Source organism: Rhodobacter ferrooxidans, assembly GCF_000176015.1.
Lineage (GTDB): Bacteria > Pseudomonadota > Alphaproteobacteria > Rhodobacterales > Rhodobacteraceae > Pseudorhodobacter_B > Pseudorhodobacter_B ferrooxidans.
This window is the reverse complement of sequence record NZ_ACYY01000007.1, coordinates 77,992-99,922: the sequence shown is the minus strand read 5'-3', so window position 1 is coordinate 99,922 and position 21,931 is coordinate 77,992. Positions and strand designations below refer to the sequence as shown.

General features: G+C 67.0%; 25 protein-coding genes. 6 read left to right on the top strand and 19 right to left on the bottom strand.

What is annotated here, in order from left to right; genetic code table 11:
- Positions 1–9: 9 nt before the first annotated feature.
- Positions 10–705, bottom strand: a complete 696-nt coding sequence (locus RSW2DRAFT_RS07190; protein WP_008029506.1) for an HAD family hydrolase — start codon at positions 703–705, stop codon at positions 10–12.
- A 57-nt stretch (positions 706–762) separates the two neighbouring features.
- Positions 763–1,044 carry a DUF3572 domain-containing protein gene (locus RSW2DRAFT_RS07185; protein WP_008029504.1) on the bottom strand — a complete coding sequence of 94 codons (282 nt, stop codon included), beginning with the start codon at positions 1,042–1,044 and terminating at the stop codon, positions 763–765.
- Between the two features lie 135 nt (positions 1,045–1,179).
- On the opposite strand from RSW2DRAFT_RS07185, the gene RSW2DRAFT_RS07180 reads away from it, so the two are divergent.
- Entirely contained in the window at positions 1,180–2,556 is a 1,377-nt protein-coding gene (locus RSW2DRAFT_RS07180) for a diguanylate cyclase (RefSeq protein ID WP_008029500.1), read from the top strand.
- 31 nt (positions 2,557–2,587) lie between these two features.
- Here the strand turns inward: RSW2DRAFT_RS07180 and RSW2DRAFT_RS07175 are convergent, their stop codons facing one another.
- The 4 genes from RSW2DRAFT_RS07175 to RSW2DRAFT_RS18255 all read right to left on the bottom strand — a co-directional run bounded on the left by RSW2DRAFT_RS07175 (position 2,588) and on the right by RSW2DRAFT_RS18255 (position 4,696).
- Positions 2,588–3,094, bottom strand: coding sequence for a periplasmic heavy metal sensor (locus RSW2DRAFT_RS07175; protein WP_008029499.1), 507 nt, complete (start codon positions 3,092–3,094; stop codon positions 2,588–2,590).
- Between the two features lie 2 nt (positions 3,095–3,096).
- The gene (locus tag RSW2DRAFT_RS07170) at positions 3,097–3,444 is read right to left on the bottom strand and encodes a hypothetical protein (RefSeq protein WP_008029498.1); all 348 of its coding nucleotides are present in this window, start codon (positions 3,442–3,444) and stop codon (positions 3,097–3,099) included.
- A gap of 1 nt (position 3,445) precedes the next feature.
- Positions 3,446–4,045, bottom strand: a complete 600-nt coding sequence (locus RSW2DRAFT_RS07165) for an RNA polymerase sigma factor (RefSeq protein WP_040671777.1) — start codon at positions 4,043–4,045, stop codon at positions 3,446–3,448.
- Between the two features lie 78 nt (positions 4,046–4,123).
- Positions 4,124–4,696, bottom strand: coding sequence for an EF-hand domain-containing protein (locus tag RSW2DRAFT_RS18255; protein ID WP_008029494.1), 573 nt, complete (start codon positions 4,694–4,696; stop codon positions 4,124–4,126).
- Between the two features lie 181 nt (positions 4,697–4,877).
- On the opposite strand from RSW2DRAFT_RS18255, the gene RSW2DRAFT_RS07155 reads away from it, so the two are divergent.
- Complete coding sequence (locus tag RSW2DRAFT_RS07155; RefSeq protein WP_008029492.1) at positions 4,878–5,636, top strand: hypothetical protein; 759 nt, start codon at positions 4,878–4,880, stop codon at positions 5,634–5,636.
- A gap of 39 nt (positions 5,637–5,675) precedes the next feature.
- On the top strand, positions 5,676–6,353 hold the full coding sequence (locus tag RSW2DRAFT_RS07150; RefSeq protein ID WP_008029489.1) for an NUDIX hydrolase: 678 nt from the start codon (positions 5,676–5,678) through the stop codon (positions 6,351–6,353).
- Between the two features lie 76 nt (positions 6,354–6,429).
- Here RSW2DRAFT_RS07150 and RSW2DRAFT_RS07145 read toward each other — a convergent pair whose 3' ends face one another.
- The 5 genes from RSW2DRAFT_RS07145 to RSW2DRAFT_RS07125 all read right to left on the bottom strand — a co-directional run bounded on the left by RSW2DRAFT_RS07145 (position 6,430) and on the right by RSW2DRAFT_RS07125 (position 9,936).
- Positions 6,430–7,326, bottom strand: a complete 897-nt coding sequence (locus RSW2DRAFT_RS07145; protein ID WP_008029487.1) for a fatty acid desaturase — start codon at positions 7,324–7,326, stop codon at positions 6,430–6,432.
- A 72-nt stretch (positions 7,327–7,398) separates the two neighbouring features.
- Positions 7,399–7,746: a hypothetical protein gene (locus RSW2DRAFT_RS07140; RefSeq protein WP_008029484.1), complete on the bottom strand. Its 348-nt coding sequence runs from the start codon at positions 7,744–7,746 to the stop codon at positions 7,399–7,401.
- 9 nt (positions 7,747–7,755) lie between these two features.
- Positions 7,756–8,274 (bottom strand): lipocalin family protein, encoded by a 519-nt coding sequence (locus tag RSW2DRAFT_RS07135; RefSeq protein ID WP_008029483.1) that lies wholly within the window; start codon positions 8,272–8,274, stop codon positions 7,756–7,758.
- Positions 8,262–8,828 carry a hypothetical protein gene (locus RSW2DRAFT_RS07130; RefSeq protein WP_008029481.1) on the bottom strand — a complete coding sequence of 189 codons (567 nt, stop codon included), beginning with the start codon at positions 8,826–8,828 and terminating at the stop codon, positions 8,262–8,264. Before RSW2DRAFT_RS07130 ends, RSW2DRAFT_RS07135 begins: the two co-directional genes overlap by 13 nt.
- 70 nt (positions 8,829–8,898) lie before the next feature.
- Positions 8,899–9,936, bottom strand: a complete 1,038-nt coding sequence (locus tag RSW2DRAFT_RS07125; protein WP_008029479.1) for an aldo/keto reductase — start codon at positions 9,934–9,936, stop codon at positions 8,899–8,901.
- Between the two features lie 106 nt (positions 9,937–10,042).
- On the opposite strand from RSW2DRAFT_RS07125, the gene RSW2DRAFT_RS07120 reads away from it, so the two are divergent.
- Both RSW2DRAFT_RS07120 and metG read left to right on the top strand, forming a co-directional pair.
- The gene (locus tag RSW2DRAFT_RS07120; protein ID WP_008029478.1) at positions 10,043–10,693 is read left to right on the top strand and encodes an ImuA family protein; all 651 of its coding nucleotides are present in this window, start codon (positions 10,043–10,045) and stop codon (positions 10,691–10,693) included.
- A gap of 66 nt (positions 10,694–10,759) precedes the next feature.
- Positions 10,760–12,478 carry a methionine--tRNA ligase gene (gene metG, locus RSW2DRAFT_RS07115; RefSeq protein ID WP_008029476.1) on the top strand — a complete coding sequence of 573 codons (1,719 nt, stop codon included), beginning with the start codon at positions 10,760–10,762 and terminating at the stop codon, positions 12,476–12,478.
- 24 nt (positions 12,479–12,502) lie between these two features.
- On the opposite strand, the gene RSW2DRAFT_RS07110 is transcribed toward metG, so the two are convergent.
- On the bottom strand, positions 12,503–13,351 hold the full coding sequence (locus RSW2DRAFT_RS07110) for a sugar phosphate isomerase/epimerase family protein (protein ID WP_008029474.1): 849 nt from the start codon (positions 13,349–13,351) through the stop codon (positions 12,503–12,505).
- Between the two features lie 248 nt (positions 13,352–13,599).
- Between RSW2DRAFT_RS07110 and cysK the strand changes: the two genes are divergently transcribed.
- Positions 13,600–14,574 (top strand): cysteine synthase A, encoded by a 975-nt coding sequence (cysK, locus tag RSW2DRAFT_RS07105; protein WP_008029472.1) that lies wholly within the window; start codon positions 13,600–13,602, stop codon positions 14,572–14,574.
- A 4-nt stretch (positions 14,575–14,578) separates the two neighbouring features.
- Here the strand turns inward: cysK and RSW2DRAFT_RS07100 are convergent, their stop codons facing one another.
- The 7 genes from RSW2DRAFT_RS07100 to RSW2DRAFT_RS17905 are packed head-to-tail and all read right to left on the bottom strand — an operon-like array spanning position 14,579 to position 21,876.
- Entirely contained in the window at positions 14,579–15,112 is a 534-nt protein-coding gene (locus RSW2DRAFT_RS07100) for an NADH-quinone oxidoreductase subunit B family protein (RefSeq protein ID WP_008029470.1), read from the bottom strand.
- 10 nt (positions 15,113–15,122) lie between these two features.
- Positions 15,123–16,634 (bottom strand): hydrogenase large subunit, encoded by a 1,512-nt coding sequence (locus RSW2DRAFT_RS07095; protein ID WP_008029468.1) that lies wholly within the window; start codon positions 16,632–16,634, stop codon positions 15,123–15,125.
- A gap of 9 nt (positions 16,635–16,643) precedes the next feature.
- Positions 16,644–18,095 carry a hydrogenase 4 subunit F gene (locus RSW2DRAFT_RS07090; protein ID WP_008029466.1) on the bottom strand — a complete coding sequence of 484 codons (1,452 nt, stop codon included), beginning with the start codon at positions 18,093–18,095 and terminating at the stop codon, positions 16,644–16,646.
- A complete protein-coding gene (locus RSW2DRAFT_RS07085) occupies positions 18,092–18,754 on the bottom strand; it encodes a hypothetical protein (RefSeq protein ID WP_008029464.1) in 663 nt (220 codons plus the stop codon). Before RSW2DRAFT_RS07085 ends, RSW2DRAFT_RS07090 begins: the two co-directional genes overlap by 4 nt.
- Positions 18,754–19,716: a respiratory chain complex I subunit 1 family protein gene (locus tag RSW2DRAFT_RS07080; protein ID WP_008029462.1), complete on the bottom strand. Its 963-nt coding sequence runs from the start codon at positions 19,714–19,716 to the stop codon at positions 18,754–18,756. The genes RSW2DRAFT_RS07085 and RSW2DRAFT_RS07080 overlap by 1 nt, the downstream gene beginning before the upstream one ends.
- Positions 19,707–21,719 (bottom strand): hydrogenase 4 subunit B, encoded by a 2,013-nt coding sequence (hyfB, locus tag RSW2DRAFT_RS07075; RefSeq protein ID WP_008029459.1) that lies wholly within the window; start codon positions 21,717–21,719, stop codon positions 19,707–19,709. Before hyfB ends, RSW2DRAFT_RS07080 begins: the two co-directional genes overlap by 10 nt.
- Positions 21,706–21,876, bottom strand: coding sequence for a hypothetical protein (locus RSW2DRAFT_RS17905; RefSeq protein WP_156790664.1), 171 nt, complete (start codon positions 21,874–21,876; stop codon positions 21,706–21,708). Before RSW2DRAFT_RS17905 ends, hyfB begins: the two co-directional genes overlap by 14 nt.
- Positions 21,877–21,931 lie beyond the last annotated feature (55 nt).

Below are 21,931 nucleotides of genomic sequence, written 5' to 3'. Positions count from 1 at the left end.
ACGCCGAGTTTAGCGGGCGCCCAGCCCGTCGATCCAGCCGCCCAGCGCCGCAATGTCGGGCAGCACGGCATCGGCATGCGGCGCCAGTTCGGCGGCCCCGGCGATGCCGGTCAGCACCGCCACGCAGCGCATCCCGGCAGCGCGACCGGCCTCCATGTCGTGCCGGCTGTCGCCCACCATCACCACGCGGGCCGGATCAAGCTGCATCTGCCGCGCAAAGGCCAGCAACATGCCAGGGCCGGGCTTGCCGCCATGGCCCGAGTCGTAACCCGCCACATAGTCGAACAGACCGGCCACGCCATGATTGGCCAGATGCTGCCGCGCCGCCGCCTCGGCATCGTTGGTGGCCAGCCCCAGCGCCAGCCCGCGGGCGCGCAGATCGCCCAGCACGGCCAACAGCGGCACCGCCTCGGCCATTGGCGCGCTGACGGCCAGATCGTTCATCCGGTCGGTCAGCGCCTGATGGTCGCGCCCCGGCAGGAACGGCAGCAGCCGGGCGGCGATTTCATGCGCCGTGGCACCGATCACCGGGCTATGGGGTGCGAAATCGCGGGCCTGCGGGTCATAGCCGATGGCTTCGGCCATCTGTGCTGAATGAGCCTCGTTGCGCGCCAGTTCCGCCAGCAGCCGCGCCGACCAGTCGGCCCAGCTCAGGCGAAAGTCGAACAGAGTGCCGTCCTTGTCGAAAATCACGCCATCAATCATCGCGGCCCCCGGTTGCGCGGGCCAGACTGCCGCCTTGGCGGGCGGATTGCAACCGGATCAGGTCCAGTTGATCTGCTGCCCCCCCGGCAAGGCGGCGCGGGCCTGCATCGGCGCGTCATAGCGCAGGCTGCAGGCGTCGCAAAACGCCACCACCCAGGCATCGTCCATCAGCAGGAAATCCAGCACCGCCGCCAGAAAGGCCGGATCGGTGGCCCCGCGCCGCAAATCGTCGCTCGCGGCCCCGCTGGCGTTCAGGAACAGCGGCAACACCTCTTCGTGACCGGCGATCCAGCTTAAGGCCTGCAAGGCCAGCGTTTCAGCGGTTTCTTGCCGATTCATGCAGTTATCCCCAGAGTTGCCCCGGATTCCTCACCAGAAACTGACGGACGTATTAACATACGGAAAGGAAATCTTAACTAGTTCCGGATCAAACTGCCGTAGAACTAACCTAGGGTAAAGCGGGCATCATCGGCCATGGTTGGCAAAATCCTCATAGTTGACGACGTTGCGACCAATCGCATCGTCTTCAAGGTCAAGCTGGGGGCGGCATGCTATCAGCCGATTCTCGCGGCTGACGGGGAAAGCTGCCTGCGGCTGGCGCACGAGGCGGCACCCGATCTGATCCTGCTGGACCTGATGCTGCCCGACCTGACGGGGATCGAGGTGCTGACCCGGCTGCGCGCCGATCCGGTGACCTGCGACATTCCGGTGGTCATGATCTCGGCCAGTCAGGACGAAGACGCGCGGCTGGCGGCGCTGGCGGCGGGGGCCGACGATTTCCTGACCAAACCGATTGACGATCTGCTGCTGCTGGCGCGGCTGCGCAACCTGCTGCGCGCCCGCGAGGCGGTGACCGAACTGGGGCCGCGCGGCACGCATCTGCACGCGTTGGGCCTAGCCGAGGGGCGGGCCGATTTCGTCGGGCCGGGCTGCGTGGCACTGGTGGCCGAACGCACCGAAACCGGGATGCGCTGGCGCAAGGATCTGACCGGCGTGCTGCATGACTCGGTTCTGGTGCTGTCGCGCGAGGCGGCGCTGGTCGAGGGCGGCAATGGTGCGGCCCCCGACGTCTTCGTGATCGACGCCGATCTGGGCGGGCCGGGTGGCGGCTTGCGGCTGATGTCGGAACTGCGCAGCCGGGCTGCCACCAAACATGCGGCGATCTGCATCGTGCGGCCGGTGGTCTCGGTGGAATCCACCGCCATGGCCTATGACCTGGGTGCCAACGACGTGTTCAGCAGTGCGGTCCCGCCGCGCGAAATGGCGCTGCGGTTGCGCACCCTGCTGCGGCGCAAACGGCTGGCAGATACCATGCGCGCCTCGGTGCAGGACGGGCTGCGGCTGGCGGTGATCGACCCGCTGACCGGGCTTTACAACCGCCGCTATGCCTTGCCGCAACTGGCCGCCATTGCCGAACGGGCGCAGGAAGCCGGTCAGGGTTTTGCGGTGATGGTGATTGATCTGGACCGCTTCAAGGCGGTGAACGACCATTGGGGCCATGCCGCGGGCGATGCCGTGCTGGTCGAAGTGGCCGAAAGGCTGACCGAAAACCTGCGCAAGACCGACCTGCTGGCCCGGATCGGCGGCGAGGAATTTCTGGTGGTTCTGCCCGACAGCGACCTGACCGACGCCCGCGCCACCGCTGAACGGCTGTGCGCGGTGATGCAGGAACGCCCGATTCAGGTGCAGGGCGGCAGCCTGTCGGTGACGGTCTCGATCGGGCTGGCGATCAGCAACCCGGCGCGGCAAGTCGAGCCGGTGGCCGATATCGTGGACCGCGCCGACCGCGCGCTGATGCTGGCCAAGGCCAATGGCCGCAACAAGGTGACGATCAGCCGCTCGGCGGCGTGATCGTTTTCCTGCAAATGCAAAGACTTGCGGCTCAGGGTTTGGGCGGCTTGATCCGGCGCAGGCCACGCTCCAGCCGGTCGGCAAAGCCGCGGCGCGCCTCGGGCGTCATGGCGGCGATGTGATCGGCCATCAATTGCTGCCCCAGCGCCAGCGTTTCCGCCGTGCGCTGGTTCTGCCGCTCCATCGCCGTGGCAAGCCTGGCTGCGTCGAACGGCTCGGCCCGCAGCACCTCCAGCAACTCGGCAAAATCGGCGCGGCGGTCGCGGCGGGCAGCGCGGAAATCCGGCATCCGGGCAAAGAACGCCCGGCGCAGGGCGGCGCGGTCGTCGGGTTCGAGGGCCTCGGTGAACGGGCCAAACCCCGGATCACGCAGCATCGCGTCGGGTCGGCCATGCCCGGTCAGCAACGCCCCACCAATCATGCCGGCAATCCCGAGGTTTATCGCCAGCGATACCGCCAACGCAATCCGCAGCCAGCGGCTGGAGGTGGCGGGAACCGGGGCCGGATTGGGCGGGGTCGGGTTTGCGGTGTCGGCCATGCTCAGCCCTCCGTCAGAAAGTCGTCGATGCTGGGGAACAGCTCGACCTGATCCACAGCGGTGTCCTGCCACAGCACCTCGGTCAGCGCGGTCAGCGGTGCGGGCTGCACAAGGCCGAAGAACAGCCCGGCAAGGGTGGCGCTGCCCAGACCCGCCAGCCCGGCACCGCCACCCACCGCCGCCACCAGCACCGACCAGAAGCCTTTGGCCGGGGGGGCACGCCGCGGCGAAGCCGGCACCGGCTGGTTGTCCAGCGCGTCCTGCAACACCCGCGCCATCAGGGCGGGCGAGGCGTCGGGCGCATCGGCCCGGGCCATGGCAAACAGATCGTCCAGATCCTGCGCGTCCATCTCAGTCGCCTTCCTCATATCCCAGATCGGCCCGCCGTCCGGCCAGCAAGGCCGCCAGCGCCCGTTTGCCGCGCGCGGTCAGACTTTCGACCGCCTCGACGCCGATGTCCATCACCTCGGCAATCTCGGGGTTGGTCAGCCCCTCGATATGCCGCAACACCACCGCCTGACGCTGCCTGTCGGGCAAGGCGGCAAGGGCGGTTTCCAGCGCCGACAAGCGCTGCGCCTCGATCAGCCCCAGCACCGCGGCGGGGGCGGCGTCGGCCACCTCGGGCGCGTCGTCCAGCGCAGAAGTACCGCGGCGTTGCCGGGCGCGCAGCCGGTCGGTGCACAGGTTGGTCACCACCCGGTAAAGCCAGGTCGAGACCCTGGCCTCGCCCTGCCGCCAGTCGGGCGCCACTTTCCACAGCCGCAGCATCGCCTCTTGCGCCATGTCCTCGGCCTCGGCCCGGTCGCCCGACAGCAGCCTTGCGGCATAGCCCAGCACCCGCGGCGTCAGCCGCAGCGTCAGGGCACGCGCCGCCGCACGGTCGCCATTGGCATAAAGCACCAGAAGCGCTTCGTCCGAGGCTTCCAAAAGGGCGTCAAAGGGCATCGTCATGTTGCCTTTGGCTTAGCTGCAAACCGGTTGCCCGGCAATCCTGCCCTGCCCGGCTTGCACCGGACAGAGCGTTTTCACTCAGTTGTTGCCGAAGTTGAACCAGCGGTGGCCGCGGCGCATGTGATCGCCCATGTCGCCGTTCATGTCGCCCATCATGTCCCGCCCCATCTGGCCTTGCTGCATCCGGGCCTGCGCGGCCTCCATCTCGGCCTTGCTGATGGCACCATCCTTGTCGGTGTCCAGCATCGCCAGCATCGGCGCGGGGGCCGGACGGGTGGCCATCTCTGCCGCCGTCAGCAGGCCGTCGCCATCGCTGTCCAGCCGCGCCACCATCTGCTCGGCGCGCTGGGTGGCACGGGCCTGCATCTGTGCCAGGTCCATCGCCGCGAGTTCGGCCACGCTCATCTTGCCATCCTTGTCGGCATCGGCGGCCGTCACCTGCGCCGCATGATGCGCGGTCAGTTCGGCTTGCGTGACCTTGCCATCCTTGTCGGCGTCAATGGCATCAAAGTTCAGCGCCAGCATCGGGCCACCCATCATCTGGGGGCCACCAAAGTTGCCGCCACGGCGGTCGGCCAGGGCAGCGGTGGACAGGGCGGTCGCGGTCACGGCGGCCAGGGTAAGCACGGTCAGAACGGATTTCTTGGTCATCTTGCTCTCCGGGTCTGGGGGGGCGCGGCACAGGTCTGTGCGGCCTTGTGAAGATGAAACGCCGCAGGACGGCGGTTCCGTCGCGAAGCTTGTGGAATAGCGTGGCAGGGGGCCAGGGGCTTTACTTGACCCCGACGCCATGCGATTTGCGGCAAGCAAGTCAAAGGGAGGGGTCGGGCGGATGGCCGCGGAACGGATGATGCGGAAATTCGTGGTGTCGGCGCCGCGCAGCGGGCTGAACTGGCTGCGGTTCTGCGTCGAGGATCTGACGGGTATCAAGACCCCGGGCATTGATCTGCTGATCGCGGGCGCACCGGGCGGTGAAGTGGCGTTCCGCCGCTCGCATGATGCGTTAAGCTGGTCGCGATCGAAGAAACCGATCGGGCCGTGGGAGACCATTGATCCGGCGGATACCGCGGGCGACAAGGTGCTGCTGTTGCTGCGCGACCCGCTGGAGATTTTCGTGCGGATGGCGCATGGCAGCTTTCGCCGCTTTCGCTGCTATCCGGCCAATATCCGGTTCTATGCCTCGGCGGTCAGCACCGACAAGCGACTGTGTTACTACGAGGATCAGGTGGCCGATCCGGCGGTGATGGTCGCCAATCTGGAGTTTCTCGACATCACCCCGGCGCCCGGTCGCCCCCGCCCCGATCTGGCGATGGTCAGCGCCCGCTGGGCCGAGATGGGCCGCGCCAGCCGCGGGCTTTATTCACGCAACCAGTCCGGCAGCGGCGGGGCGCAGACCGCGGCCAATCCGAAAGACTTCGGCTTTCACCAGCGCAAGCTGACCGAGGCGCAGAAGCGCCGGGTCTGGCGGTTTCTGGACCAGCGGCTGACGCCTGCGGAACTGGCGCTGCTGGACCGCTATCGCCCGGCGGGCGGCGTGCCTGCGCCCAGCCTGCTGGAGCGGCTGACCGACCGGGTGCGGATGTTGATCTGAGGGGCCGCTGCGGCCCGGCCTTGCAAACGCGAGAGAATGATGCCTGAAACCGCGCCGCCTCGCCCGATCCGCCCCGCCGCCACCGTTGTGTTGCTGCGGCACGGCGCGGGCGGGCCGCAGGTGCTGATGGGGCAGCGCGGGTCGGCGGCGGCGTTCCTGCCGTCGAAATACGTGTTTCCCGGCGGGGCGGTGGAGGAAGGCGACGCTGCGGTGGCGCTGGCCGGCCCTTTGCCCGCGGTCTGTGCGGCGCGGCTGGCGGGGGCTGTGCCGGGGCCGGAGACGCTGGCCGCCGCAGCGATCCGCGAGTTGTTCGAGGAAACCGGGCTGGCGCTGGGGCGCCCCGGTGCCTGGCCGGGTGCTGCGCCCGCGGGCTGGCAGGACTTTGCCGCGCGCGGCCTGTTGCCGGTGGCCGACGGGATGCACTTCCTGTTTCGCGCCATCACCCCGCCCGGTCGGCCCCGGCGCTTTGATGCGCGGTTCTTTCTGGTCGATGCCGCGGCGGTGGCGGGGGATCTGGACGATTTCTCGGTCGCCTCGGACGAGTTGTCGCATCTGCACTGGATCGGGCTTTCGGAGGCGCGGGCGCTTGATCTGCCGTTCATCACCGAGGTGGTGCTGGCCGAGGTTGGCGGCTGGTTGCGCGATGGGCCATCGGTCGCTGGCGTGCCGTTCTTCGACAATTCCGGTGCCGAGCCGCGGTTTCGGCGGTTGCTTTAGGGTTTCGCCGTCGGGTTGGCGGGGCGGGCGGGTGCCTCCGGCGGGGGTATTTGCGCAGAGAAGAATCCGGGACCGTCTAGGAACGCGGATACAGCGGGTGCGGCACCGGGTCTTTGGCGCGCAGCAGGTATCTGGCGAAAATCTCGGCGTAGCTGCGGTAGCGGTAGCCGTCGTTGTGGCGCTGGTAATGCTGGGTATTGGCGGCATAAAGGCCGGGCAGGTCATACCAGGGCACGGTGGGGTGCATGTGGTGCACGACATGCAGGTTGTTGTTCAGGAAAAGCAGCGCCAGCGGGCCGCGATCCTCGATGATCACGGTGCGGGCGCGCGGCAGGGCATGGGCGCGGTGTTCCAGAAAGGTGCGGATCTTCAGCAGGGCGTGGCCGATCCAGGCGGCGGCAAGGTAGCCCCAGCCCGACATCGCCGCCGGGATGATCCACCAGACCACCAGCGCCACGCCTGCCAGATGCAGCAGCCAGTCGCGGATCACCGCGCGGTCGCCCTTGCGGATCAGCGCCAGTTCGGCCTTCAGCCACAGCGCGTTGCCCAGCAGCGGGCCCAGGGTGATGCGGCCCAAGAGGGTGTTGTTCAGCCGCAGCAGCAGTTTCGCCGCCGGGTGCAGCCGGTCCCAGACCGCCGGATCGAGGTAGTTCGATTCCGGGTCGTCATAGGGGTCGGTCAGGATCGGGTCGTGGTGATGCGCCAGATGGGTGTCGCGGAACCGCCCGTAAGGCACCGTCAGGGTCAGGCCGGGGAACACCAGAGCGGCGTTCAGGGCGCGGTTGGCGAAGGGGTGGCCGTGCAGCGCCTCGTGTTGCAGCGAGCAGAACTGGGCGATGGCGATGCCGGTCAGGATGATGCCCAGCAGCGGCGAAAGCTGCGTGCCCCAGGTGGTACCGAAAATCCACAACGCATAGGTCGCGGCCAGCAGGCCGAGTGTCTTGGTCTCGAATACCGGGGCGCGGGCGGACATTCGGCGCAGATCCTTGCAAGCAATGCGGCAGGTCTAGCAGGTTCGCGTGCGGCGGGCCAGAGAATGTGCGGCTCAGCCGGGGCAGCGGCTGTAGCGCAGCGGCGCACCGGAGCCAGCCCAGATCCACAGCGCATCCGGGCCTTCCAGCAGCATCAGCCTTGGCAGGTCTGCCATGCCGTCTTCGGTCTTGCAGCGGAGTTTGTGCTGCCAGGCCTGCATCGGGCCGATGGCGGTGATGTCATGCAGGGTGCAGCGTTGCTGCGGGCTGACGGCTTCGGTCGCGGTCAGGGTATAGCTGCCTTTGCCGGGGCTGGCGCAGGCGGCGGGGTCATAGGCCCAGGTGCCCTCCCAGGGGTAGGTTTGTTGCGCCAGGGCCGGGGCGGCGAAAAAGCCGAAAAGTGCGAAAATGACAAGTTTCATCGCAAATCCTTAGCGGAATACCTGCAATTTGCGCAGATCATAGCCGCCCCAGTCCAGAATCTCGCGCGCGGCTTTCAGGCGGTCGGCGGGCAGTTTGCCGTCGCGGTTCAGGATGAAACCGAAGGCGCCCGAGGGCGTGCCGATCACCAGCGTGCGGTAGTCGGTATCGACCCAAAGCACCCACCACGGCTGGCCGATCCCCGCCGGATCAGCGCCGGAAAGCTGCATCCGCCCGGTCTCGATGAAACCGACCCTGCCGGTATAGGCCACCGGCTGGCCGGACAGGCAGAGGTTGGCAGTCAGGCTCAGGCCCGCGGCAGTCGGGGTGAACTGCGCCTGCCCGGACTGGCATCCGGGGGCACCATTGGGGGCGAAGGCGGCGACCTGCGTCCAGGTGCCGGTCAACCGCTCGGGCTGGAAAACGGCGTTGGAATAGAGGCCAATGCCCGCGTCGCGGTAGCTGGTCTGGGTGGCGGGCCGGGCGCAGGCGGTCAGGGCCAGCGCGGCGATCAGGATCAGTCGATGCACAGCGTCACCTTTCGGCCATCGTTCTGCAGGATGTCGTTGCAGCCGAACATCGGGGTGATCGGCGCGCAGGAGTTGGAGCGGGCAAGGCAGAAACCCTCGCAATCGCTTTCCTTGCGGCATTGCTTGCCGCCGTCGCGGGTGCGCTTGACGCAGGCCTTGCCGCCGCTGGACCCGGCGGTGGCATAGGTGCCGCCCTTGCGCTCGCAGGCCAGTTGGTCGGGGGATTTTGGCGGCGGTGGGGGCGGGGCGGCTTCGGCCTCGGCGGCGGGGTCGGTGGCGGGGTCGGTGGCGGCGTCAGCCGATGCTTCGGCGGCAGGTTCCGCAGGAGCTTCAACGGCGGGGTCGGCGGCGGGTTCAGCGGTCGTTTCGGCGGTCGTTTCGGCGGCAGGCTCCACAGCCGCCTCGGTCACCGGAGCGGCATCAAGGCTGGTCACTTCGATCGCCGCGCCGGTGATCGGGTTGCCCTTGGCGGGCGCATCCCCCGATTTGCCGGGCAGCGCAAGCTGGCAGGCGGCAAGCGCCAGAACCATCAGCAGGGGCAACAGGCGGGGCATCGGCATCCCTAAAACCGGGCGAAAGCGGCTGGCGCCAGAGGACCCCAATGCCGCGGCAAGCGCAAGGGGCCTAGAACGGCGCCGGGTGGGCGCGGTGGAGGGCGTCGATCGCCTCCAGCACCTCGGGCGACAGCGTCACCTCGGCCGACCCGAGGTTGACCTTCAGTTGCGCCAGCGTCGTCGCACCGATGATCGGGATGCAGGGGAACGGCCGCGCGCGGCAGAACGCCAGCGCCATCTGGTTGGGGTCCAGCCGCGCCTCGGCCGCGAGGCCCAGATAGGCCGCCACCGCCGGGAACACCTGCGGCGTGATGCGGCCGCTCAGCGACGGCACAATGGCCCGCCGGGTGCCCTCGGGGATCACGTCACCGGCGTATTTGCCCGACAGCAAGCCACAGGCCAGCGGCGAGAACGCCAGCAGCGGCAGGTCTTCCTGCACCGAAAGCTCGGCCCAGTCGGTGTCGAACTGCCGGCACAGCAGCGAATATTCGTTCTGGATGCTGGCCATCCGCGGCAGCCCCGCCGCATCGGCCAGCCGCAGCCATTGCGCCGCCCCCCAGACGGTTTCGTTGGAAATTCCCAGCGCCCTGATCTTGCCTTGCGCCACCGCATCCTGCGCCGCCGCCAGCACCTCGGTCATATGTGCCAGCGTGGTGTCGCGGCTGGCCTTTGGGTGGTAATTCCAATTCTTGCGGAAGTGATACGAGCTGCGGTTGGGCCAGTGGATCTGGTAAAGGTCGATATAGTCGGTGTTCAGCCGCCGCAGCGAGGCGTCCAGTGCGGCGCGAAAGCTGGCTCCGGTCAGCGGCGCGCCCGCCCGCAGCGCCGCATTGCCGCCCCCCGCCACCTTGGAGGCCAGCACCACCTTGTCGCGCGGCTGGTCCGCGAACCAGGTGCCGATGATGGCTTCGGTATTGCCGACGGTGTCGGCGCTGACCGGGTTGACCGGATACATCTCGGCGGTGTCCCAGAAATTCACCCCGTGATCGAGCGCCATCGCCATCTGCTGATGGGCTTGCGGCTGGGTATTCTGGGTGCCCCAGGTCATCGTGCCAAGGCACAGTTCCGACACCATGATGCCGGTGCGGCCAAGCGGAAGGTGTTGCATCGCAGGCTCCTGACGGGTTCTGACCAAGCTTAGGCCAAGGCCGCGCAGAGGCAAGCGCGAAAGCGGGCGGGTTGAGAACATTTGCGGAACATGGCAGGATGCCGCCATGCCGACTCAGCTTGCCCCCTTGCACGGCCCGAAGGCCCGCCCGATGCAGCCGCTGCCCGGCGGGCTGGCGCTGCTGCGCGGTCGGGTGCATGAATTCTGCGGCATGGCGCGGCGGTCGCTGGCGGCGCTGCTGCTGGCGGAAAGCTCTGGGCCGGTGCTCTGGATCAGCCCCGGCTGGCAGCCCGAGCGGCTGTTTCCCGATGGCCTGCGCCATTTCGCCGATCCGGGGCGGCTGATCTTTGCCCAAGCGCGCCGCCCCGAGGATCTGCTGTGGGCGGCCGAGGAATCGTTGCGATCCGGTGCTGTGCCGCTGGTGGTGGTGGACCTGCTGACGCCGCCCGGCCTGACCCCGGTGCGGCGGCTGCATCTGGCCGCCGAGACCGGCGCCGAGGCCGCGCATCATGCCGGGCGCGCGGCCCCCTTGGGCATCCTGATGACGCCGGGCAATGGCGGGGCGCAGGGGGTGGAAAGCCGCTGGCAGTTGACATCGGTGCTGACCGCCGACCCCGGCCTGTCGGGCGCCGCCACCACCGGCGCATGGCAGTTGACCCGGCTGCGCGCCCGGCTGGAGCCGCCCGCCGCCTGGACCCTGCTGCGCGACCGCGCCGGCCGCTGCGGGCTGGAGCCGCGCCCGGGTGGGTTGGGCTAGGCGGGTGCTGGCCCTCGCCGCAAGCTTGGGCTAAAGAAGGCGCATCAGCACAGCAAGAGGCGCGCAATGGCACGGATCCTGATCACCTCGGCCATTCCCTATATCAACGGGATCAAGCACTTGGGCAACCTGGTGGGCAGCCAGTTGCCTGCCGATCTGTATGCCCGCTACTGCCGCGCCCGTGGCCACGAGGTGATGTTCATCTGCGCCACCGACGAACACGGCACGCCCGCCGAACTGGCCGCCGCCAAGGTCGGCAAGCCGGTCGAGGCCTATTGCGCCGAAATGCACGAGGTGCAGAAGGAAATCGCCGCCGGTTTCCGGCTGTCGTTCGACCATTTCGGCCGGTCTTCATCAGCCCGCAACCACCGGCTGACCCAGCATTTCGCCGGTGCCCTGGCCGACAACGGGCTGATCGAGGAGGTCAGCGAAAAGCAGGTGTTCTCCATCACCGACAACCGCTTTCTGCCCGACCGTTATATCGAGGGCACCTGCCCGAACTGCGGCTATACCCGTGCCCGCGGCGACCAGTGCGAGGAATGTACCAAGCAGCTTGACCCCACCGACCTGATCAACCCGCGCTCGGCCATCTCCGGCTCCACCGATCTGGAGGTGCGGCAGACCAAGCACCTTTACCTGCGCCAGCGGGCGCTACGGGGCAAGCTGGAGGCGTGGATCGACAGCAAGACCGACTGGCCGATCCTGACCACCTCGATTGCCAAGAAATGGCTGAACGACGGCGACGGTTTGCAGGACCGCGGCATCACCCGCGACCTGCACTGGGGCGTGCCGGTGAAGCGCGGCGAGGCCGACTGGCCGGGCATGGAAGGCAAGGTGTTCTACGTCTGGTTCGATGCGCCGATCGAATACATCGCCGCCACCGCCGAATGGGCCGACGCGCATGGGTTGCCTGATGCCGCCTGGCAGCGCTGGTGGCGCACCGATCTGGGTGCGGATGACGTGCGCTATGTGCAGTTCATGGGCAAGGACAACGTGCCGTTCCACACCCTGTCTTTCCCCGCCACCATCATGGGCTCGGGCGAGCCGTGGAAGCTGGTCGATTACATCAAGTCGTTCAATTACCTGAATTATGACGGCGGCCAGTTCAGCACCTCGCAAGGCCGCGGCGTGTTCATGGATCAGGCCTTGTCGATCCTGCCCGCCGATTACTGGCGCTGGTGGCTGCTGAGCCACGCCCCGGAATCCTCGGACAGCGAGTTCACCTGGGAGAATTTCCAGGCCTCGGTGAACAAGGATCTGGCCGATGTGCTGGGCAATCTGGTCAGCCGCGTCACCAAGTTCGCCCGCGCCAAGTTTGGCGAAACGGTGCCCGCAGGCGGCAGTTTCGGGCCGCGCGAGCAGGCGCTGATTGACGATCTGACCAGCGGCCTGCGCGCCTATGAAGCCTGCATGCAGGCGATGGAGGTGCGCAAGGCCGCCGCCGAATTGCGCGCGCTTTGGGTGGCGGGCAACGAATACCTGCAGAACGCCGCGCCCTGGACCGTGGTGAAAACCGACCCCGAGCATGCGCAGGCGATGGTGCGGTTGGCGCTGAACCTGATCCGGGTCTATGCGGTGATCTCGCAGCCCTTCATCCCCGATGCGGCGGCCAGCATGATGGCGGCGATGGGGTCCGACGACTGGGCCTGGCCCGACGACCTGGCGGCATCCTTGGCTGCCCTGCCCCCCGGCCATGCGTTTTCGGTGCCCGAGGTGTTGTTTGCCAAGATCACCGACGAATCCCGCGCCGACTGGCAGCAGCGGTTTTCCGGCATCCGCGCCTGAGCCCCGCCCAGCCCGGCAGACGGCTCAGATCAGCCGATACTGCCGGGCCTTGTTGCGCAGGAACGGCAGGCCCTTGTCCATCACCGCCTGAAAACTCTCGGCCACCGGCCGCCAGACCGCCAGCCCATAGCCCAGTTCGGGCGGCATGTTGATAAAGCTTTCCATCGCCAGCCCGCCCTTGAAACCGACGGCGGCCAGCGTGGCAAAAATCTCGTCCCAGTCCACCGTGCCCTCGCCCGGCGTGCCGCGGTCGGATTCCGACAGATGGACATAGCGCAGATGCTCGCGCGCATCGAGGATGCCGTTGCCCGCGCCCTTTTCCTCGATGTTCATGTGATAGGTATCAAGGTGGATGAAGATATTGTCGGCCCCCACCTTCTCGATCATCCACTTGGCCTGCCAGCCGGTGTTGATCAGATGGCTTTCGTAGCGGTTCACCGGCTCGATCCCGAAGGCCAGCCCCAGCTTTTTCGCGTGTTTCGCCGCCGCCGCCAAGGCACGGGCGACATTGTCATATTCCGCCATGGTCGGCGGCAGGCCGCTGCGCTCGCCGATGCCGCCATAGGTGACACCCGACAGTGCCTCGCAGCCCATCGCGGCGGCAGTGTCAAGGCTGCGGCACAATTGTTCGATCGCCCCCTCGGGGTTGACCGAAGCCCAGTTCTGCTGCGGCAGGCCCAAGGACGCCACCGCCCGCAGCCCGTGCTTTTGCAGCAGCGCGCGGGTGTGCGGGGCATCGACAATCGCGGTGTTCAACAGCGCGATCTCGATGAAATCCATCTTGTAGGCGGCGGCAGCGGGAATGGTTCTCTCGGCCCCCGCCCGGTCCCATTGCATGGTCCACATGCTGGTATGAACGCCAAACCCTTCCATCAAAGCCTCCCTTGCCTTGCCGCGCCCCACGGGCCCCTGCGCAACTGAACCAGCCCCGGCCCGTTCTGGCAAGCGGCCTGCGCAGAACAATCGCCCGGGGCGGGGCATTGCGGCAGATCATTGTCATCGGGCGATGCCGCTGTGCAGCCAAACGGTCTTTCCGCCTTGCACGGTTGAAATCCCGCTGTCCGATGCCGCCGGTTTGCGGCAAGATCAGCGCCACCCCGTCCGCCTGTGCAGGAGCCGTCATGTCCAACATCTTCTCCGACAACGCCCAAACCATCGGCCGCACGCCGCTGGTCCGGCTGAACCGCATCACCGATGGCGCTGCGGCCACCGTGCTGGCCAAGATCGAGGGCCGCAATCCGGCCTATTCGGTGAAATGCCGCATTGGCGCTGCGATGATCTGGGACGCCGAAAAGCGCGGGCTGCTGGGCCTCGGCAAGGAACTGGTCGAACCCACCTCGGGCAACACCGGCATCGCGCTGGCGTTTGTGGCGGCGGCGCGTGGCATCCCGATCACCCTGACCATGCCGGAAACCATGTCGGTCGAACGCCGCAAGCTGCTGCTGGCCTACGGCGCGAAACTGGTGCTGACCGAGGGCGCCAAGGGCATGAAGGGTGCCATCGACAAGGCCGCCGAAATCGCCGCCTCGGACCCGAAATATGTGCTGCTGCAACAGTTCCAGAACCCGGCCAACCCGGCGATCCACGAGGCCACCACCGGCCCGGAAATCTGGGAAGATACCGATGGCGGCATCGACATTCTGGTGGCGGGGGTCGGCACCGGTGGCACCATCACCGGCATCTCGCGCTTCATCAAGAACACCAAGGGCAAGAAAATCACCTCGGTCGCCGTCGAGCCGGCGGGCAGCCCGGTGCTGACCCAGACCCGTGCAGGTGCGCCTGTGCAGCCCGGCCCGCACAAGATCCAGGGCATCGGCGCGGGCTTTGTGCCCGGTGTGCTGGACTTGTCATTGGTCGATGCCATCGAGCAGGTCAGCAACGAGGAGGCCGTGGCCACCGCCCTGCGGCTGGCGCGCGAGGAAGGCATCCTTGCCGGGATTTCCTGTGGTGCGGCCACCGCCGTGGCGCTGCGGCTGGCGCATAACTTTGAAAACGCAGGGAAAACCATCGTGGTGATCCTGCCGGACAGTGGCGAGCGTTACCTTAGTTCCGTGCTGTTCGAAGGCATGTTCGACGCCAGCGGCACCCCGGCCTGAGGCGTCAGATGCCGCTGCGCGCGGTGCCTGCCCGTTCGATCAGCGCCAGCAGGCCTTGCAGCAGGGCGGTCGGGTTGGGCGGGCAGCCGGGGATGTGCAGATCGACCGGCAGCACCGCCGCCACGCCGCCGACAATCGCGTAAGAGCCGGCAAAGCAGCCGCCGTCCCGGGCGCAGTCGCCGCAGGCCACCACCCATTTCGGCTCGGGCGTGGCGGCATAGGTGCGCTCCAGCGCCTCGGCCATGTTGCGCGTCACCGGCCCGGTGACCAGCAGCACATCGGCATGCCGCGGCGAGGCCACGAAATGCAGCCCGAAGCGTTCCAGATCGTAATAGGGGTTGGACAGCGCGTTGATCTCCAACTCGCAACCATTGCACGACCCGGCATCGACCTGCCGGATCGACAGGCTGCGCCCCAGCCGCCGGTAGGCCGCGAATTTCACAGCCTCGCCCAGTTCTTCCACCGCCAGCGGATCGACCTTCGGCGCCTTGTCGGTCAACGGCCGGCGCAGCAGGCCTTGCAGCAGGAAATTGTGCATCAGCGGCGCCTCACAGGTCGTGCCCGGAATACGAGCAGTTGAAGGATTTGTTGCACAGCGGGAAATCCGCGATGATGTTGCCTTCGATCACCGCCTCCAGCAGCGGCCACTGGAACCACGAGGGGTCGCGCATGTGGCAGCGCAGCACGCGGCCCTGCGCGTCCAGTGTCAGCCAGACCAGCACATCGCCGCGAAAACTTTCGACCAGCCCCAGCCCCTCGCGCTGCTCGCCCACAGCGGGTGGTTCGGCGTAAATCGGCCCGTCCGGCAGGCGGTCAAGGATTTGCGTCACCAACGCAAGGCTTTGGAAAACCTCGTCGATCCGCTGCCAGACCCGGGCTGCCACATCGCCATCGCTGCGACCCGGCACCTTGAACTCCAACTGGTCATAGGGCGCATAGGGCAGATTGCGGCGGGTGTCGAAATTGCGGCCAGAGGCGCGGCCAACGTGGCCCCCGGCACCGAAGCGCCGCGCCAGATCGGGCACCAGCTTGCCGGTGGAAACCACCCGGTCCTGCAACGAGGTGGTGTCGTCGAACAGCGCCACCAGCGGCGGAAAGGCCTTGGCGATACCCGCCACCAGCGCCCGCAGGCCCGCCACACCTGCCGCGTCCAGATCGCGCGAAACCCCGCCCGGCAGGATGCCGTCGCGCATCATCCGGTGGCCGAAGGCGGCATCACAGGCCCGCAGCACCTGCTCGCGCAGCACCGAGCAATGCGCCAGCATCAGCGCAAAGGCCGCATCGTTGCACACCGCCCCCACATCGCCCAGATGGTTGGCCAACCGCTCCAGTTCCGCCATCAGCGCCCGCAGCCACAGCGCCCGCGCGGGCACCTGCGCCCCCAGCGCCGCCTCGGCCGCCTGCGAGAACGCCCAGGCATAAGCCACCGTGCTGTCGCCCGAGGTGCGTCCGGCCAGTTCGACCCCGCGCGCCAGGCTGGCCCCGTGCATCAAGCTGCCGATGCCCTTGTGCACATAGCCCAGGCGTTCCTCCAGCCGCACCACGGTTTCGCCCTGCACGGTAAAACGGAAATGCCCCGGCTCGATGATGCCCGCGTGCACCGGCCCCACCGCCACCTGATGCAGACTGTCGCCCTGCACCGGCAGAAAGGCATAGGGCGGCTGCGGCACCGCAGGCCCCGCCTCGCCCATCGGATGCGAAAGCAGCCAGCGGCCGTGGTCCAGCCAGGGCCGCGCCTCGGCGGCGCCTTCGGCCACCAGCCCGAAAAGATCGCAGGCCGCCCGCTCCAGCCGCTGCGCCGCCGGGTGAAACAGCCCGATCGAGGGGAAATGCTTGCTGCGGCAGAACAGGGAAACCACGCCGAGCTTGCCCAGCGCCTCGTCCAGCAGCGCCATATAGACATGGTTCTTGCTGCCCCACAGGCTCAGCAGCGTCAGCTTGCCGCCGGCCAGGTCTTCGGCAACCTGGGTCCATTGGGTGCGCGACAGGCTGGCCCTTGGCATTGGAGCGGCGCGCAGCATGGCGGCGTCGGTGTCGATGATGTGATGGATACCCGTCATCCCGCCCCCCTAGCCCAACAACCGCGCCACAGCCTGAAACCACGCCACCATCGGCCCCGGCAACCAGATCCCCGCCATCAGCACCAGCGCCATATGGGCAAACAGCGGCAGATAAGACGCCTCCGACGGTTTCAGCGACCCGGTGGGTTCTCCGAACAGGAACCCGGTCAACCGCAACAGCAGCGCGCCGAAGGCCAAAAGCAACCCCAGCACCAGCAGCAGCGCCAGCACCGGATGCACGGCAAAGGTCGAGGTCACCACCAGAAACTCGGACATGAACACCCCGAAAGGCGGCATGCCCGCAATCGCCAGCACCCCTGCGGCCAGCTCCCAGCCCAGCAGCGGATGGCTTTGCGTCAGCCCCTTGATGGCCGAGATCTGCTGACTGCCCTTGATCTGCGCAATGTGCCCGACGGTAAAGAAGATCGCGGATTTGGTCAGGCTGTGCATCACCATGTGCAACAGGCCGGCAAAATTCGCCAGCGGCCCGCCGATGCCGAAGGCAAAGACGATGATGCCCATATGCTCGATCGAGGAATAGGCAAACAGCCGTTTGATGTCGCGCCGCCGATACAGCATCAGGGCGGCAAAGATCAGCGACACCAGCCCCATGGCGATCATCAAGGGGCCGGGGTCAAGGGCGGTGGCATTGGCAGTCATCAGCATCTTGAAGCGCAGCACGGCATACAGCGCCACGTTCAGCAAAAGCCCCGACAGCACCGCCGAAATCGGCGTCGGGCCTTCGGCATGGGCGTCGGGCAACCAGGCGTGCAAGGGGGCAAGCCCGACCTTGGTGCCGTAGCCCAGCAGCAGGAAAATGAAGGCAAGGTTCAGCAGCGAGCCGTCGAACTTGCCCGCATTGGCCAGCAGGCTGGTCCAGACCATCGCCGCCTGCCCCTCGCCCAGCACCGGCTGTGCGGCAAGATAGACCAGAATGGTGCCGAACAGCGCCAGGGCGATGCCGACGCTGCCGAGGATGAAGTATTTCCACGCCGCCTCCAGCGCCTCGGCGGTGCGGTAGATGCCGACCATCAGCACGGTGGACAGCGTCGCCAGTTCCACCGCCACCCACATCAGCCCGATATTGTTGGACAAAAGCGCCAGGTTCATCCCGAACATCATCATCTGATACATGGCGTGGTAGAACCGCAGATAGACCGGCGTCAGCCGCCCGGTCTCCAGCTCATGTCCGATGTAGCTGGCCGAAAACGTCGAGGCGGTGAAGCCGACAAAGGTGTTCAGCACGATGAAGACGATGTTCATCTCGTCCACCAGCAGATAGGTGCCGGGGGGCGGGGCGGTGCCCCAGAACAGCGAAAATGCCGCCCCGAAGGTGATCAGGCACGCCAGCATGTTCAGCCGCGCCGACCACACATAGCCGGGCAACACCGCCAGCACCGCCGCGGCCAGCAAGGGCGTGCCGACAATGATGGCAACCGGATTGGCCAGGAGACCGTTCATTCCTGATCTCCCCGAACGTCTTCCAATGCGGTGATATCAACGGAATCAAACCGCTCGCGCAGCCGGAACAGGAAGACCCCGATCACGATGAAGGCCACCAGCACCGAAAATGCCACCGATATTTCCACCACCAGTGGCATGCCCTTGGCCCCCGCCGCCGCCAGGATCATGCCGTTTTCCAGCGACATGAAGCCGACCACCTGGCTGACCGCATTGGAGCGCGTCACCATCATCAGCAGGCCCAGCAGCACCACCGACAAGGCAAAGGCCAGGTCTTCCCGCGCAAAGGCATCCGCTGCCGCCGTGACCTTCAGCATCAGCACGATCGACAGCGCCGACAGCCCGATGCCCGCCAGCATGGTCAGCCCGATGCCGACCACGGTTTCCACCTGCCGCTGGATGCCCAGTTGCAACACGATCCGCCGCAGCGCGATCGGAATGATGACCGCCTTGAAGATCAGCGCAATCGCCGCCGTCACATAAAGATGCGGCGCATCCTGTTGATACGCCTGCCAGGCCACCGACAGCGACAGCACCAGCGCCTGCAAGGCGAACACCTTCAACAGCGCCAAGAGCCGGTCCTGATAGATCATCATGAAGCTGACCAGCAACATGCCGCCCGCCAGCAGATGTGCGATGTCAAAGGCCAGACCTTCCATCACAGGCTCCTCGACACGAACAGCAAGAGCGTGCCCAGCAGCGACAGCATCAGCGCCACGCCGATGAAGTTCGGCACCCGGAACACCCGCATCTTGGCAATCGAGGTCTCGAAGATCGCCAGCACCACGCCGCCCAGTGCCAGTTTGCCGCCATAAAGAGCCATCGCCACAAGGTAGGCCGATAGCCCCGCCCCGCTGTCGCTGTTCACCAGCCCCCAGGGCAGGAAAATGCAGCCGATCAGCGAGATATACAAAAGCAGCTTCAACGCCGCCGCGATCTCGATCATCGCCAGATGGCGGCCGGAATATTCCAGCACCATCGCCTCGTGCACCATGGTCAGCTCAAGGTGGGTTGATGGATTGTCCACCGGGATGCGGGCGTTTTCCGCCAGCGCCACGATCACCAGCGCCACCAGCGCCATGCCCAAGGACACCCGCAGCCCGACCGCAGGCGAGGCCATGTATTCGGCCACGGTGGAAAGCTGCGTCGAGCCTGCCACCAGCGCCAGCGAGAACACCGTCAGCATCATCGCCGGTTCCGCCAGCGACGAGATCATCATCTCGCGGCTGGAACCGATGCCGCCAAAGCTGGTGCCCACATCCATCCCCGCCAGCGCCAGAAAGAACCGCGCCGAGCCCAGCAGCGCCACGATGGCGATCAGATCGGCGGTCCAGCTGAAATGCAGCCCGGTGGCAAAGGTCGGCACCAAGGCCGCCGCCACCCAGGTCGCGGCAAAGATCAGATACGGCGCCACCCGGAACAGCCACGAGGCGTTGTCGGCCAGCACCACCTGTTTGCGCATCAGCCGCAGCAGGTCGCGGTAGGGCTGGATCAGGCTGGCACCGCGCCGCCGCATCAGCCGCGCCTTGACCTTGCGCACCAGCCCCAGCAGCAACGGCGCCAGCGCCACCACCAGCAGCATCTGCACGAACTGGATCATCAGGGCGGCGACTATTGCCATAGCATCAACCCGATCAGCAGCAGGATCAGCAGCCCGAACACCAGCGAAAGGTAAAGCCGGATGGTCAGGAATTGCAGCCGGTCCATCCGCGTCGCCACCGCGCCCACCAGCCCGGAAATCGGCAGATAGATCACCTGCCAGACCAGATCGGCCACCCGCACCACCAGCCGCGCCGGGCGGCGGTCGCCGGGTTCCGGCATCTCGACCCGCTCGCGCGCGGCCAGCAGCGTGCTGCCCAGCACCCGCCGCAACGGCTGCGCCATGCCGCCGGCGCTGTATTGCGTCATCGTGCTGGCATCGGGAAAGCCGCAATCCCAGGCAGGCGCGCGGCGCAACTGCCGCGAGGCAAAGCGGTGCACCGCCCAGGACGCCGCCGAGGCGCAGAACGCCACGAAGATGAACACCAGAAAGCCGTTGTAGGAACTGCGCGCCTCGGCAATCGGCACGATGGTGAACAGCGATTCATTGGCCTGCACCGGCAGCCGCCCGCCGATCACCGCCTGCACCACCGGCGCCATCGCATCCAGCACCACGCCGGGGAAAATACCCGCCAGCACGCAGATCGCTGCCAGAATCCCCATGGCGGTCAGGCTGAAGCGGTCCACCTCGACCGCCGATCCTGCCGCATCGCTGCGCGCCCGGCCAAGAAAACCCACGCCGTAGATCCGCACGAAAGCCGCCGCCGCCAGCGCCGCCGCCAGTGCCAGCCCGCCACCCGCCGCCGGGATCATCAACTGCAACCCCGATTGCGGGATGCCGGGGCTCATCAGCACCGCCTGAAACAGCAGCCATTCCGAGGCAAAGCCGTTCAGCGGCGGCAGCGCCGAAATCGCCAGCACCCCCACCAGCATCAGAAACGCCGTCACCGGCATCCGGTGGATCAGCCCGCCCAAGCGGTCCAGATCGCGCAAGCCGGTGGCGTTCAGCACGGCACCCGCCCCCATGAACAGCAGGCTCTTGAACGCCATGTGGTTGAAAATGTGGAACAAGGCCGCCGAGAACGCCAGCGCCGCCGCCGCCGTCAGGCCATTGGCGCGGAACGCCAGCGCCAGGCCCAGGGCGGCAAAGATCACCCCGATATTCTCGATGGTGCTGTAGGCCAGTGCGCGCTTGATGTCGGTCTCCATCATCGCCAGCAGGATGCCCAGCACCGCCGTGGCAGCGCCAAGGAAGATCACCACCGGCGCCGCCCACCACTCCAGCGGCCCCAGCAGGTCGAACACCACGCGGATGAAACCGTAAAGCGCCACCTTGGTCATCACGCCGCTCATCAGCGCCGAAACATGGCTGGGGGCAGCCGGATGCGCCAGCGGCAGCCAGACATGCAGCGGTGCGAGGCCCGCTTTCGACCCCGCCCCCAGCAGCATCAGCCCCAGCACCACCGCCACGATCAGCGGACTGCGCACCGCCCCGCGCATGGCATCAAAGCCATAGCCGCCATCTGCCCCGGCCAGCAGACCAAAGGCCAGCAGCAAGGCCATGGTGCCGAACCCCGCCATCACCAGATAGACATAGCCCGCCGTGCGGGTGTCCTCCTCTCGGTGATGCGTCAGCACCAAGGCCCACGAAAGCAGCGACATCACCTCCCAACTCAGCAGGAAGGTGTAGGCATCGTCGGCCAGCAGCACCAAAGCCATGGCCCCCAGGAACGGCGGATAGAACGCCAGCACCCGCAGCGGCGCGTGTTCGTGGCGACCGTAACCGATGGCGTAAAGGCTGGTGATGCTGCCGCCCAGCCCCAGCACCACCAGAAAGAAGGACGACAGCAGGTCCAGCCGCAGATGCGCGCCAATCCAGGGAAGCCCGATTGGCAACACCAGCGCCGAGCCTGACGCGGGCCCGGCAAGCGCCACCAACCCGACCAGCGCGAAGCCGGCGCACAGCAGCGCCGCTACTGCATAGACCACGGCCGACAGCCAGGGTTGCCGCTGCAAGACAACGGCCAGCGGCCCCAGCACCAGCAGGCAGGCCGCCAGCAGAACCGACACGTCAACCGCGGCCATGCAAAACTCCGCCGCAGATGCCCAGTGCCGGCGGCGCAGCACCGCAATGCCGACCGGAACAGGCGTGACGCAACTTCACAACTTCGCTGCGGGCATCCCGGCCCGGGGCAGCGAACAGGTCTTTTGACAGCGTTTCAATGCCGTAAATCTTGTCCATTACCGATTCGTCTATACCTGTGCCCAGGCAAAGAAAAGTGGCGTCACGGACAGAT

What these genes read in the sequence shown, in the direction of transcription:
- RSW2DRAFT_RS07190 (WP_008029506.1), bottom strand. Translation starts at nt 705, where the DNA reads ATGATTGATGGCGTGATTTTCGACAAGGACGGCACTCTGTTCGACTTT.
- RSW2DRAFT_RS07185 (WP_008029504.1), bottom strand. Translation starts at nt 1,044, where the DNA reads ATGAATCGGCAAGAAACCGCTGAAACGCTGGCCTTGCAGGCCTTAAGC.
- RSW2DRAFT_RS07180 (WP_008029500.1), top strand. Translation starts at nt 1,180, where the DNA reads ATGGTTGGCAAAATCCTCATAGTTGACGACGTTGCGACCAATCGCATC.
- RSW2DRAFT_RS07175 (WP_008029499.1), bottom strand. Translation starts at nt 3,094, where the DNA reads ATGGCCGACACCGCAAACCCGACCCCGCCCAATCCGGCCCCGGTTCCC.
- RSW2DRAFT_RS07170 (WP_008029498.1), bottom strand. Translation starts at nt 3,444, where the DNA reads ATGGACGCGCAGGATCTGGACGATCTGTTTGCCATGGCCCGGGCCGAT.
- RSW2DRAFT_RS07165 (WP_040671777.1), bottom strand. Translation starts at nt 4,045, where the DNA reads ATGACGATGCCCTTTGACGCCCTTTTGGAAGCCTCGGACGAAGCGCTT.
- RSW2DRAFT_RS18255 (WP_008029494.1), bottom strand. Translation starts at nt 4,696, where the DNA reads ATGACCAAGAAATCCGTTCTGACCGTGCTTACCCTGGCCGCCGTGACC.
- RSW2DRAFT_RS07155 (WP_008029492.1), top strand. Translation starts at nt 4,878, where the DNA reads ATGGCCGCGGAACGGATGATGCGGAAATTCGTGGTGTCGGCGCCGCGC.
- RSW2DRAFT_RS07150 (WP_008029489.1), top strand. Translation starts at nt 5,676, where the DNA reads ATGCCTGAAACCGCGCCGCCTCGCCCGATCCGCCCCGCCGCCACCGTT.
- RSW2DRAFT_RS07145 (WP_008029487.1), bottom strand. Translation starts at nt 7,326, where the DNA reads ATGTCCGCCCGCGCCCCGGTATTCGAGACCAAGACACTCGGCCTGCTG.
- RSW2DRAFT_RS07140 (WP_008029484.1), bottom strand. Translation starts at nt 7,746, where the DNA reads ATGAAACTTGTCATTTTCGCACTTTTCGGCTTTTTCGCCGCCCCGGCC.
- RSW2DRAFT_RS07130 (WP_008029481.1), bottom strand. Translation starts at nt 8,828, where the DNA reads ATGCCCCGCCTGTTGCCCCTGCTGATGGTTCTGGCGCTTGCCGCCTGC.
- RSW2DRAFT_RS07125 (WP_008029479.1), bottom strand. Translation starts at nt 9,936, where the DNA reads ATGCAACACCTTCCGCTTGGCCGCACCGGCATCATGGTGTCGGAACTG.
- RSW2DRAFT_RS07120 (WP_008029478.1), top strand. Translation starts at nt 10,043, where the DNA reads ATGCCGACTCAGCTTGCCCCCTTGCACGGCCCGAAGGCCCGCCCGATG.
- metG (WP_008029476.1), top strand. Translation starts at nt 10,760, where the DNA reads ATGGCACGGATCCTGATCACCTCGGCCATTCCCTATATCAACGGGATC.
- RSW2DRAFT_RS07110 (WP_008029474.1), bottom strand. Translation starts at nt 13,351, where the DNA reads ATGGAAGGGTTTGGCGTTCATACCAGCATGTGGACCATGCAATGGGAC.
- cysK (WP_008029472.1), top strand. Translation starts at nt 13,600, where the DNA reads ATGTCCAACATCTTCTCCGACAACGCCCAAACCATCGGCCGCACGCCG.
- RSW2DRAFT_RS07100 (WP_008029470.1), bottom strand. Translation starts at nt 15,112, where the DNA reads ATGCACAATTTCCTGCTGCAAGGCCTGCTGCGCCGGCCGTTGACCGAC.
- RSW2DRAFT_RS07095 (WP_008029468.1), bottom strand. Translation starts at nt 16,634, where the DNA reads ATGACGGGTATCCATCACATCATCGACACCGACGCCGCCATGCTGCGC.
- RSW2DRAFT_RS07090 (WP_008029466.1), bottom strand. Translation starts at nt 18,095, where the DNA reads ATGAACGGTCTCCTGGCCAATCCGGTTGCCATCATTGTCGGCACGCCC.
- RSW2DRAFT_RS07085 (WP_008029464.1), bottom strand. Translation starts at nt 18,754, where the DNA reads ATGGAAGGTCTGGCCTTTGACATCGCACATCTGCTGGCGGGCGGCATG.
- RSW2DRAFT_RS07080 (WP_008029462.1), bottom strand. Translation starts at nt 19,716, where the DNA reads ATGGCAATAGTCGCCGCCCTGATGATCCAGTTCGTGCAGATGCTGCTG.
- hyfB (WP_008029459.1), bottom strand. Translation starts at nt 21,719, where the DNA reads ATGGCCGCGGTTGACGTGTCGGTTCTGCTGGCGGCCTGCCTGCTGGTG.
- RSW2DRAFT_RS17905 (WP_156790664.1), bottom strand. Translation starts at nt 21,876, where the DNA reads ATGGACAAGATTTACGGCATTGAAACGCTGTCAAAAGACCTGTTCGCT.